8 protein-coding genes and 1 pseudogene are annotated in these 12,545 nt (G+C 52.7%); 1 reads left to right on the top strand and 8 read right to left on the bottom strand.

Annotated elements, in window-relative coordinates; translation table 11 throughout:
* Window positions 1-24: 24 nt before the first annotated feature.
* From EQY_RS0110135 to glcD, 7 genes and pseudogenes are all read right to left on the bottom strand, one after another.
* Window positions 25-1,275, bottom strand: a pseudogene (locus EQY_RS0110135) (Accessory colonization factor AcfD); the annotation flags it as partial.
* A gap of 495 nt (window positions 1,276-1,770) precedes the next feature.
* On the bottom strand, window positions 1,771-3,453 hold the full coding sequence (gene glcA / locus EQY_RS0110125) for a glycolate permease GlcA (protein WP_000259282.1): 1,683 nt from the start codon (window positions 3,451-3,453) through the stop codon (window positions 1,771-1,773).
* Window positions 3,454-3,808: 355 nt separating this feature from the next.
* Window positions 3,809-5,980: a malate synthase G gene (glcB, locus tag EQY_RS0110120; protein WP_000005027.1), complete on the bottom strand. Its 2,172-nt coding sequence runs from the start codon at window positions 5,978-5,980 to the stop codon at window positions 3,809-3,811.
* 21 nt (window positions 5,981-6,001) lie between these two features.
* The gene (locus EQY_RS0110115; protein WP_000853256.1) at window positions 6,002-6,406 is read right to left on the bottom strand and encodes a GlcG family protein; all 405 of its coding nucleotides are present in this window, start codon (window positions 6,404-6,406) and stop codon (window positions 6,002-6,004) included.
* Between the two features lie 4 nt (window positions 6,407-6,410).
* Window positions 6,411-7,634 carry a glycolate oxidase subunit GlcF gene (gene glcF / locus EQY_RS0110110; RefSeq protein ID WP_001194819.1) on the bottom strand — a complete coding sequence of 408 codons (1,224 nt, stop codon included), beginning with the start codon at window positions 7,632-7,634 and terminating at the stop codon, window positions 6,411-6,413.
* A gap of 10 nt (window positions 7,635-7,644) precedes the next feature.
* Window positions 7,645-8,697, bottom strand: coding sequence for a glycolate oxidase subunit GlcE (glcE, locus tag EQY_RS0110105; protein ID WP_000943114.1), 1,053 nt, complete (start codon window positions 8,695-8,697; stop codon window positions 7,645-7,647).
* Entirely contained in the window at window positions 8,697-10,196 is a 1,500-nt protein-coding gene (gene glcD / locus EQY_RS0110100) for a glycolate oxidase subunit GlcD (RefSeq protein ID WP_000026103.1), read from the bottom strand. Before glcD ends, glcE begins: the two co-directional genes overlap by 1 nt.
* Before the next feature lie 250 nt (window positions 10,197-10,446).
* Here glcD and glcC point away from each other — a divergent pair, with 250 nt between their 5' ends.
* Window positions 10,447-11,211 carry a transcriptional regulator GlcC gene (glcC, locus tag EQY_RS0110095; RefSeq protein ID WP_038808944.1) on the top strand — a complete coding sequence of 255 codons (765 nt, stop codon included), beginning with the start codon at window positions 10,447-10,449 and terminating at the stop codon, window positions 11,209-11,211.
* Between the two features lie 82 nt (window positions 11,212-11,293).
* Here glcC and yghO read toward each other — a convergent pair whose 3' ends face one another.
* Window positions 11,294-12,418: a protein YghO gene (yghO, locus tag EQY_RS0110090; protein WP_000590128.1), complete on the bottom strand. Its 1,125-nt coding sequence runs from the start codon at window positions 12,416-12,418 to the stop codon at window positions 11,294-11,296.
* Between the last annotated feature and the right edge of the window lie 127 nt (window positions 12,419-12,545).

Here is a 12,545-nt window from a genome sequence, read left to right as displayed (position 1 = left end):
CTATCAGTAAGTTGGAGTCACTACCTCAATCTCTTTAGCCTGCCCGGATTTAAGTTGCTCAAGAAATTCGTTCTTCCGCTCAAAGGTTTGATCGCCTTCGCTCAACGTCTCGCCATTGGATAACGAGAGATTGATAATCTCGTTGATCACGTTGGGATACTCGGCAAAGACCTGGCGCACTACATCCGGCACTTCACGCTCATCATTTTTTCCGGCCTGGGAGTAACGATGAATAAGTTGATCGATATTTGCCCCGCGAACTTCATCGCCCAGTTCCGTCAGTGCAATAGTCGACTTATTGCCGCGTACTGAGCCCAGTTCAAAGGTGTCGATGCCAAAGGAGATGGTTTCACCCCAGCTGAAGTTGAATTTGCCGTTTTCGCCAGTTACGCCACGGCCTGAGCTGGTGTAGTAATTTACGCCAACCACACCATTGCCCATGCTGTCGACCAGACGACCTTCAGAAAGAATGATTTCCGTAGGTTGATACTGATAAAACTGTTCCGCGTTAGCCGACACGAAGGAAGCGTTCAGATCCGGTTTTGTTCCCGGCGTCGTGACGGGCACTACCGGTGAAGTATGAGTGGATGGCGCCTTATCGGTCGCGGCATTGTTTTCCACCTCTTCATTGACCAGCTTTTTGAACGCTTCCGGTGCCAGATCGATTTGCTTATACAGCGAATCGAAGCGTTTACTCTCCATCACCGAGGAGAAGGTCAGGCAAACCTGTTCTGTATCCGCCGGACAACTGTTCATGGAGGTTACCAGCGAGAGCGCATTGCTTTTCTTATCGTCGGACTCCGCCAGTTCTTGCGAGTCCTCAAGGCTAAACGACACTTTTTCAACCGCACGCAGGCTACGCGCAGCTTCTGACTGAGTGTTGAAGGTGGCAATTGTCGTGTTACCCGCCACGCAAGTAACGTCCTCGCCAGGTGTAAAAGTAAAGCCGTCGCTGGATTCACCATTACATTTAGCACCGATTACCCGCTGGCTTCCGCCCAGGGTCAGATAACCCGTTTTCGTAGGAACAGGTTCTGGCTCCGGTTCTGGCGTTGGCTCTGGATCAGGTGTCGGATCCGGAGTAGGTTCAGGCTCCGGCGTCGGCTCCGGGTTTGGTGTTGGATCAGGTTTCACTTCCGGCAAAGACCCTGTTCCAGAATCTACAGGCGGAGTATCGGAGGACGATCCTGAACCACCGCCATCACAACCGGCTAACAGGGTTGCGCTCAAAATAGCCGCTAAAAGCGATTTCTTATATTTAAATTTCTTATTCATTAATAACGCAAGTGACAAAATAAAGTTAAAAGATTCGTAACTGGGGAAATAGTTTTATGCTTTATCTTCTCTAATAATTTCCTCCATTCTTAAGAAAACTGCATTATTGATAACAAAACAGGTGAAATTTATAAGAATATCCCCTATACGATGCCAGTCGGGGTATTTATCAAAAGATTTAACAAACAAAAAAGTAACAATTATTCACAATGTGACTATCTCAAGCTGTTGATAGTTTTAACGATTGCGATTGCAAAAGCAACAGATAGCACGGTGTTTACTCATCAAGCGAACATAATTAATACAGACTTGTTTTGCGGGACAAAAAAATAGATATTCTCACGCACTTAATTATTTAGCGGGTTATCTGAATACAAAACATTATTGCTGCATAGATAATAAATCGGGAAATGATTTTTTAATTAATAAGACAGAATAATGTAACCAGCAAAGAATGAAGCCGGATGATATTGACGATCATCCGGCTTTGTTAACTTACGAGACTAACATTCCGGTAAACACATACGCCTGCAACAGCGTGATAATGCCGATAACGCTGGCAAAAATCAGACTGTGCTTCACGGTGTAGCGGAACAGTTCAGATTCTCGACCCACCATGCCCGTCGCGGCGCAGGCCACGGCGATAGATTGTGGGGAGATCATCTTGCCAGTTACGCCGCCGCTGGTGTTTGCTGCCACCAGCAGAGTGTCAGAGACGTTGATTTGCTGCGCCGTGGTCGATTGCAGTGAACCAAACAGGGCGTTCGAGGATGTGTCCGAGCCGGTAAGGAATACCCCCAGCCAGCCAAGGAACGGTGAGAAGAACGGGAACATTACGCCAGTGCCCGCCAGTACCAGCGCCAGCGTGGTGGACATACCGGAATAGTTGGTCACGAAGGCAAATGCCAGCACCATGCCAATCGACAATATCGGCCACTTCAGGCTAATTAGCGTTTCGGCAAAGACGCCAATGCCTTTCTTGATCCCCACGCCGAGAATGAAGATAGAGATAATCGCCGCAATAAAAATAGCGGTGCCGCCAGCGGACAGCGGGTCGAATTTAAAAACCGCATCCATCGGTGTCGGCTGGGCGACAATGGGCGCCGCTTTCAGTACCTGCTGATGCAAATGAGGGATCTGGAAATTAATCACCAGCGAATAAAACGCACCGCCCGGAGCAAATAACGCTTTAAATGGCTTCATCGTCCAGATGGTGACCAGCACCGTTAAGATTAAAAACGGTGACCACGCACGAATGATTTGCCCCAGACTATATTCTGAAGGCACGGGACCGCCAGAAGACGGTTTATTCACCACCATTGCACCTGCGGATTGCCCCATGCTGATTGCCGTTTCGGTATTTTTCGGCCGCCATACTTTAAGGAATAAAGAGAGTGAGACGATACTCACCAGCGCCGAAGTAATATCCGGCAGTTCCGGGCCAATATAGTTAGAAGTAAAGAACTGAGTAACCGCAAAGCTACCACCCGCAACCAGCGCCGCTGGCCACGTCTCTTTCACCCCTTTCCAGCCGTCCATCATCGCCACCAGCCAGAACGGTACAAGAACGGACAGGAATGGCAACTGACGTCCCGCCATTGCACCAATGTCGAACGGATCGATTCCCGTTACCTGACCGGCAACCAGAATCGGCACTCCCAACGCTCCAAACGCCACCGGCGCAGTGTTGGCAATCAGGCACAGCCCCGCCGCGTATAACGGTTTGAAACCCAGCCCCACCAGCAACGCACCGGTAATCGCCACCGGTGCGCCAAAGCCAGCCGCCCCTTCCAGCAGTGCGCCAAAGGAGAAACCAATCAGTAACACCTGCAAACGCTGATCGTCGGTGATAGAGATAACCGAGCTGCGGATAATATCAAACTGCCCGCTGGCAACGGTTAATTTATAGAGGAATACCGCTGCGACAATAATCCACGCAATCGGCCATAAGCCATAAATAAAGCCATATCCCGCAGCAGCAAATGCCATATCGATCGGCATTTTAAAGGCGAATATTGCAATCAGGATAGATAATATAAGGGTTATTGCTCCAGCGACATGTCCTTTCAGACGTAATACCGCGAGTGCAACGAAGAAGAATATTATCGGGATCAAGGCGACCAGAGCGGATAGCCCCAGTCCTCCCATCGGCATATACATTTGGGTCCAGGTAACCATATTGTTCAGTCTCTTATTATCTTTATATGCTTGATATACTTAAGGTTGTAATAAGCAAAAGAGGACCGAACTGTAAAATATAGGGGTTATACTTTACAGCAACAGCACGCTGCTAACGCAATTGCTACCTCTGGCATAACAAGTATATCGGGTAAGGGTTTCTGTTCCGCACACGCAGGCGCAGAGTATCGTTAAGATGTCCATATTGTTGTTTTAATCCCGCTAGTGATGCGCTACGGGTATTTAATATTGTTAAACCCTGATAATCGCTCCGGTTATTTCCGGGGTAAATGTACTACCGCAGTAACTATAATAGCCCCGACAATAAAACTTGCCGGGGCTTTTGCTATTGCTATTAATGACTTTCTTTTTCGCGTAAACGCCAGGCATGTAATAACGGTTCGGTATAACCGTTTGGCTGTTTCACACCGAGGAAGATTAAATCGCTGGCGGCTTTAAATGCACACGAGTTAGCGAAATTCCCCACCATCGGACGATACGCCGGATCGCCAGCGTTTTGCTGATCCACCACTTTCGCCATGTTCTCCAGCGACGCCTGCACCTGTTCTTTGGTCAGAATACCGTGACGTAACCAGTTGGCAATATGCTGGCTGGAGATGCGCAACGTTGCGCGGTCTTCCATCAGCGCCACGTTGTGAATATCCGGCACTTTTGAGCAACCAATCCCCTGCTCTACCCAACGCACCACGTACCCCAGAATCCCCTGCACGTTGTTATCCAGCTCTTGTTGGATCTCTTGCGCCGACCAGTTCGCGTTTTCAGCGACCGGAATAGTCAGTAGATCGTCCAGCAGAGGTTCAAATTCAGCATTGAACTCGGTCTGGGCAATGTTGGCTTGCACGCTCTGTACGTTGGTTTGGTGGTAGTGCAGCGCATGGAGCGTAGCGGCGGTTGGCGACGGAACCCAGGCCGTGTTTGCCCCGGCACGTAACTGATCGCCCTTTTGGCTGTACATGTCCGCCATCAGATCCGGCATTGCCCACATGCCCTTACCGATTTGCGCTTTACCGCGCAGCCCACAGAACAGACCAGACAGCACGTTATTGCGCTCGTAGGCTTTGATCCACGGTGTCGATTTCATCTGGTTTTTACGCAACATCGGGCCAGCTTCCATCACCGAATGCATCTCATCACCGGTACGGTCGAGGAAACCGGTATTGATGAACGCCACGCGATTGCGCGCCTGAGCGATACAGCTACGCAAGTTCAGCGAGGTCCGACGTTCTTCATCCATAATGCCCATTTTCAGGGTATTCGGTGCCATACCGAGCATTGTCTCAATACGGGTAAACAGTTTGTTGGCGAACGCCACTTCCTGCGGACCGTGCATTTTCGGTTTCACAATATAGACACTGCCAGTGCGCGAGTTTTTCTGCACTTTTAAATCATAGAGGGCAATCGCGCCAGTCATGACGCCATCAAGAATGCCTTCCGGGATTTCATTGCCTTCGCTGTCCCAAATCACAGGAATGGTCATCAAATGACCCACGTTGCGGATAAACAGCAACGAGCGTCCGTGCAGAGAAATTTCAGAGCCATCGGCGGCGGTGTACTGACGATCGTCATTCAGTTTACGCACGATTTGCCGACCGTTTTTCTCCATTTTCTCTTGCAGAGTGCCCTGCATCAGACCCAGCAGGTTGCGGTACAGCAGGATTTTGTCCTCAGCATCAACCGCAGCGACCGAGTCTTCACAATCGAGAATGGTACTGATGGCAGCTTCGACGATTACGTCGTTGATGTGCGCCGGATCGTCTTTACCAATCCGCCCGTTGGCATCGATTTGCAGCTCGATATGCAGGCCGTTATTTTTCAGCAAAATGCAGGTCGGCGCAGCGGCATCGCCACGGTAACCGACAAACTGTGCTGGAGTACGTAACGTGGTTTCTTTACCATTTTTCAACTGGATGCGTAATTGTTTGTTGACCACGCTAAACGCCACCACATCCTGATAGCTGCCGTTTTCCAGCGGCAGTGATTCGTCAAGAAAATGACGAACCCAGGCGATAACCTGCTCGCCGCGCTGCGGATCGTAGCCGCTGACCATCGCCCCTTCCTGCGGGATGATGTCGCTGCCGTACAGCGCGTCGTACAGTGAACCCCAGCGAGCGTTCGCCGCGTTCAGCGCGTAGCGGGCATTCATTGCCGGCACCACCAGCTGTGGCCCCGCCTGACTGGTGATTTCGCTGTCGATGCCCGTGGTTTCCACCGTCACGTGCTCCGGTTGCGGCACCAGGTAGCCCAGTTCACGCAGGAAAGATTTATAGGCCGCTTTATCTTTTACCGGCCCCGGATTGCTGCGATGCCACTCATCAAGCGCCGCCTGAATGCGATCGCGCTCTGCCAGCAACTGACGATTTTCTGGTGCCAGATCGTGAACAATCTCATCAACATTGCGCCAGAACGCGGCAGCATCCAGTTCCACGCCCGGCAAAACTTCTTCATCCACAAAACGTTTAAAATTGGCGTCAATGCGTAAACGGCCCTGGGTTATGGTTTCACTCATTATTTATCTCCTCGTTTTCGCTTATTTCGCCAACACCGCTGCTGCCGCTTTCGCGACCTGCGCATCCTGTGCTCCGGTTAAACCAGAAACGCCCACGGCACCAATAATTTGCCCATCCACAACAACCGGTACGCCGCCTTCCAGCGACGTCAGTAACGGCGCAGTCACAAACGCGGTACGTCCGTTGTTCACCATCTCTTCATAGCCCTTCGTTTCACGACGCCCCAGCGCGGCGGTACGCGCTTTCTCCTGGGAGATGTAAGCCGCTATCGGCGCGCAATCATCCATGCGACTTAACGCCAGCAGATGACCGCCGTCATCGGCAACAGCAATGGAAACAGACCAGTTATTTTTCTGCGCCTCTTCCTGACCTGCGGCAATAATTGCACTCGCCATTTGCTGGCTAAGAATGACTTTAGTTTTCATTTTGTTATTCCTTTTCAAGGGCTTGTTCTACAATTTCAATCCAGTGACGCACAGAGGTACGACCGGCGCTCGCCAGATGCGTCTGGCAACCAATGTTGGCGGTGACGATCATTTCCGGTTTGCCGCTTTCCAGCGCATTCATTTTGTTATCCCGTAGCTGGCGCGCCAGATCGGGATGCGTTAACGCATATGTTCCCGCCGACCCGCAGCACAGATGGCTATCGGGAACGTCGGTTAAGGTAAATCCAAGACGAAGTAACACTTTTTCCACTTCGCCGTTCAGCTTTTGCGCATGTTGCAGGGTACACGGGCAGTGGAAGGCCAGTTTTTTATCGCCGCGAATCGCCAGTTTTTCCAGCGGTTCCTCGCGCAACAGTTCGACTAAATCGACCGCCAGTTCACTGACCTGACGTGCTTTATCGGCATACAGCGCATCGTTTTTCAGCATCTGCCCGTACTCTTTGACGAACGCGCCACAACCGCTGGCAGTCTGCAAAATGGCCTCTGCACCTGCTTCAATCGCCGGCCACCAGGCATCAATATTATTGCGCGCCCGCGCCAGCCCTTTCTCCTGCGCATTAAGATGATAGTCCACCGCGCCACAACAGCCTGCTTCGTTAGCAGGCATGACGCTGATCCCCAGACGATCCAGCACCCGCGCGGTTGCCGCGTTGGTGTTGGGCGAAAGCGTAGGCTGGGCGCAGCCTTCCAGCATTAAAACCCGACGCTTATGGCGCAGCGGCGGACGCGGTTTAGCTTTCACCGTTTCGGCAGGCAGTTTTGCTCTGACCTGTTCCGGCAAAAACGGTCGCAGCACCAGCCCTACCTGCGTCAATGCGCGAAAGACCGCCGGACGCGGCACTACCTGGCGCAATCCTTCGCGCAGCATTCGCTCCGGCAGTGGGCGTTTCACTTTCTGCTCGACAATATCACGCCCGATATCCAGTAAATTGTGATAGCGCACACCAGAAGGACAGGTGGTTTCACAGTTGCGGCAAGTGAGACAGCGATCGAGATGCTCCTGCGTTTTAAGCGTAACTTCGTTGCCTTCCAGCACCTGTTTAATCAGATAGATGCGCCCGCGCGGCCCGTCCAGTTCATCCCCCAGAAGCTGATAGGTTGGGCAGGTTGCGGTACAAAATCCGCAGTGAACACAGGCGCGCAGGATGCTGTCGGCTTCCAGCGCGCGCGCGTTCTGACGCATCTCTTCGGTTAATCGGGTTTGCATAGCTTGCTCCTCAAAGTTCCGCGTACATGCGACCGGGGTTAAACACGCCGCAAGGGTCGAGCTGCTGCTTAAGCTGCTGGTGATAGCGGAATAAGGGAGCCGGTAGCGGAGCAAAGCCGCCATCTCCGGCACTAAAGCGAGTCGCATGACCGCCAGCGTTGCGGGCGATGCGATGGATTTGATTGTCATCGGCGGTCGATTTCAGCCAGCGTAACGCGCCGCCCCAGTCGATCAGTTGCTCGCCGGGTAAATCCATCATCGGCGCATCGGTGGGTAAGGAAATGCGCCATAAAGTGCCCGGTAATGAGAAGAACGGCAGTTGTTGTTCACGCAATTGCTGCCAGAACTGACCCGCAACCTCTTCGCCCCCCAGCAGTTCACGCGCTGCTTTTACCGATCCTTCGCCGCCCTCAAGGCGGATCCACAACGCATTGTCGAAGTAACATAAGCCACTAATGGGTAATGGCTGGAGTTGCCACTGGGCGATTTCATTCATGGCTTCTTGCAGGCTGATTTCCCGACGCAGACTCAGGGTGGCGCGTGGTCGCGGTAACACTTTCATCGAGATTTCAGTGAGCACACCAAGACAACCGTAGCTTCCGGCCATTAACCGCGAGAGATCGTATCCGGCGACGTTTTTCATCACTTCGCCACCAAAACGCAGATGTTTTCCAGCGCCGGTAATGATGCGCGTGCCGAGGACAAAATCGCGGACCGAACCGCTCCACGGGCGACGCGGCCCCGCCAGCCCGCAGGCGACCATCCCGCCCCAGGTGGCTTCTTCACCATAATGCGGCGGCTCGCAGGGAAGCATTTGCCCGGCGCTCTCCAGCGCCGCTTCAATCGCCACCAGCGGCGTTCCGGCGCGAGCGGTGATCACCAGTTCGGTCGGGTCGTAATTAACAATGCCGCGATGGCAACGCACATCCAGCGTTTGCCCGGTGACAGGGCGACCTAAAAAGGCTTTGCTATTGCTTCCCTGAATTACCAGCGGCGTTTTATCGCTAATCGCCTGACTCACCTGCTCCAGTAGCACCTGGCTGTAATCACACTCGCGTAGCATCAGAAACGCTCCAGTTCAGGGAAAGGTAAATGACCGTGATGCACGTGCATGGCACCAAATTCAGCGCAGCGGTGCAGTGTGGGGATGTTTTTCCCTGGGTTCAGCAAACCATCGGGGTCAAACGCCGCCTTGACCGCATGGAAGGTCGTGATTTCATCGCTGTTGAACTGGGCGCACATTTGATTGATTTTTTCGCGCCCGATGCCATGTTCCCCACTGATGCTGCCGCCCACTTCAACGCAGAGTTCGAGGATCTTCCCGCCCAGCTCTTCCGCGCGGGCAAATTCACCGGGTTCGTTGGCATCGAAAAGGATTAACGGGTGCATGTTGCCGTCTCCGGCATGAAAGACGTTGGCGACGCGTAAATCATATTGCTGCGATAAACGGGCAATACCTTCCAGTACGCCAGGCAGGGCGCGACGCGGAATGGTGCCATCCATACAGTAGTAATCCGGCGAGATACGCCCCACCGCCGGGAAGGCGTTTTTGCGACCGGCCCAGAAACGCACGCGCTCCGCTTCGTCCTGTGCCAGACGGACGTCAGTCGCGCCCGCTTTCAGTAAGATGTCGTTAACCCGCTCGCAGTCTTCCTGAACGTCAGACTCCACGCCGTCCAGCTCGCACAACAAAATCGCTTCGGCATCAACGGGATAACCAGCATGAATAAAATCTTCCGCCGCGCGGATCGACAGGTTATCCATCATCTCCAGCCCGCCGGGGATAATGCCATTGGCGATGATGTCACCGACGGCGAGTCCGGCTTTTTCTACCGAGTCAAAGCTGGCTAACAGAACCCGCGCCACGGGCGGCTTCGGCAGCAGTTTTACCGTCACTTCGGTGGTCACGCCGAGCATACCTTCCGATCCGGTAAACAGCGCCAGCAGGTCAAAACCAGGCGAATCCAGCGCGTCCGATCCCAGCGTCAGCGCCTCGCCGTCCAGCGTTTGCACTTCAATTTTCAGCAGGTTATGCACGGTTAAACCGTATTTCAGGCAGTGGACGCCCCCGGCGTTTTCCGCCACATTACCGCCAATCGAACAGGCGATTTGTGAGGAAGGATCCGGCGCGTAATAGAGATTATGCGGCGCAACTGCCTGGGAGATCGCCAGGTTACGCACGCCCGGCTGCACGCGCGCACGGCGCCCAATGGGGTTAATGTCGAGGATCTCTTTAAAGCGCGCCATCACCAACAACACACCTTTTTCCAGCGGCAGCGCGCCACCAGAAAGCCCGGTGCCTGCACCACGGGTCACCACCGGTACACGCAGGCGGTGGCAGACAGCCAGAATCGCTGTCACCTGTTCCATCTGCTTAGGCAGAACAACCAGTAATGGACGCGTGCGATACGCGCTCAACCCGTCACACTCGTAAGGAATGATCTCCTCATCGGTATGCAGGATCTCCAGTCCAGGGACATGCTCACGCAGTGCCATCAGTACCGATGTGCGGTCGACATCGGGTAAAGCGCCATCAAGACGCTCTTCGTACAAGATGCTCATGAGTAGGCTTCGCTTTGTTGTGTTGTGTGGCAGCTGATTTTTGCGCGCTGCTTCTGTGAACAGTTATTAAGCGGGCTTTTTGTTTTCGTCTATCTCTTTAGCTACCGGTCAGACCATTTTTTTTCCAGCTCTGTGACCTTGCATTGGTTAACTTAATGTTAAATTGATGTAACATAATCACTTACGTGATGTGCGTGTTTTGCGAATTAAGAACAGAAAAATTGGTCCTACCTGTGCACGAGGTCCGGGAATGAAAGATGAGCGTCGCCCTATTTGCGAAGTGGTTGCAGAGAGTATCGAACGGTTGATTATCGACGGCGTGTTGAAGGTTGGGCAGCCGCTTCCTTCAGAGCGCCGACTGTGTGAAAAGCTCGGCTTCTCACGCTCCGCACTGCGCGAAGGGCTGACTGTGCTGCGCGGGCGCGGGATTATTGAAACGGCGCAGGGTCGCGATTCTCGTGTCGCACGGCTTAATCGGGTGCAGGACACCAGTCCGCTGATCCATCTGTTCAGTACGCAACCGCGAACGCTGTACGATCTGCTCGATGTTCGCGCATTACTGGAGGGCGAATCGGCAAGGCTGGCGGCAACGCTGGGAACGCAGGCTGATTTTGTTGTGATAACCCGCTGTTATGAAAAAATGCTCGCCGCCAGTGAGAACAACAAAGAGATTTCGCTGATCGAACATGCGCAGTTGGATCACGCTTTTCATCGGGCGATTTGTCAGGCTTCCCACAATCAGGTGCTGGTATTTACTCTGCAATCATTGACCGACCTGATGTTTAATTCGGTGTTTGCCAGCGTGAATAATCTCTATCATCGACCACAGCAGAAGAAACAGATCGATCGCCAACATGCGCGGATCTATAACGCGGTTTTACAACGGTTGCCGCATGTCGCCCAGCGCGCCGCCCGCGATCACGTGATGACCGTAAAAAAGAATCTCCACGATATCGAGCTGGAAGGCCACCACTTGATTCGCTCGGCGGTGCCGCTGGAGATGAATCCGGGGTGAATGTGAGCCGAGTTTTCCTCCTCACCCTAACCCTCTCCTCGAGGGGCGAGGGGATCGCCCCTGCGCTTAATGGGAGCTGGTATTAAATGTGCTTTTCATACAATCGATAACGTTTATACGGCTCCGCCCCAATGCGTTCCAGCATGTTATTCATGCCTGTATTGGTTTCGAGGATCCATGACATCTCCAGCGCATCGATCTTCCGGCGGGCAAACGGATCGCGTAAGGCTTCAATCAATAACAACGCAATCACCGGGCCGATGCGGCTGAACTGATACTCGTCCCGCACGCCCATCAGCGGTACTCGCGCAGTTCGCACACCGCTGACTTTTAAGCGCCACAGCAATTTTGCCCAGCCGAAGGGAAAGAGCGATCCATTTAGATCGGCAATCGCCTCGTTGATGTTCGGTAAGCCGACAATAAACGCACAGGGTGCAGAATCTATCTCAGCGATGTAGATCATATCGTCCGGCACCAGGTATTTAAGCTGATCGCCCATGGTCGCAAATTCGCGTTCGGTAAACGGCACAAATCCCCAGTTGTGCTGCCATCCAGAGTTGAAAATCTCACGCAGGATCTGCATTTCTTCGGCAAACCTCTGGCGATTGATGCAGCGAATGGTCACCTTCTTGCGTACCTGCTCCATCAGTTTTTTTAGCGCCGGAGAAAAAGTGAGATCGGTTCGCTGCATCCACCACGCCAGTAGATCAATGCCTTTGCGATAACCCAATTGTTCAATATGCGCGGCATACCACGGTTTACCGTGCGGCATCATCGCGCATGGCGATGTATCAAAACCTTCAATCAGTAATCCGCTTTCCTGATTGATATTCAGGCTGAAAGGTCCGCTGATGTTGCGCGCGCCTTGTGACTTCAACCACGCTTCCGCTGCGCCAAATAAAGCGGCAAAAACCTGCGGATCATCAATGGCATCAATCATACCGAAATGACCAGTATCTTCACCGTAACGCTCACGGTGCAAGGTATCAATTTGCGCGGTAATGCGCCCGACTATCTGCCCCGCTTTTTTTGCCACCCACGCCTGCCAGATAATATGCTCCGTCCCCGGATTCTTCTCTGACAAATGCTCGCTGCGTTCAATGAATAAAGGAGGGATCCAGTTTGGATCATCGGGATAAAGTGATGACGGAAAAGCGATAAATGCCTTAAGGTCATGTTTATTTATTACTTTTTCAATTTTAATCATCAGCGACTCGCATTCCCTACCTCAATGGCTAACAAATAATTAACGGAGGGAATACGGACAATAACCGAGATGTTCGGCATCTAAATAATCCATCCGATGGGTAGTGACTCCAACTTACTGATAGTGT

Origin of the sequence: Escherichia sp. TW14182, assembly GCF_000208525.1 — a bacterium.
In the GTDB taxonomy this organism is placed as follows: Bacteria; Pseudomonadota; Gammaproteobacteria; order Enterobacterales; family Enterobacteriaceae; genus Escherichia; species Escherichia ruysiae.
Note: the sequence above shows the minus strand (reverse complement) of the source record. Positions and strands in the feature narration are given on the sequence as shown.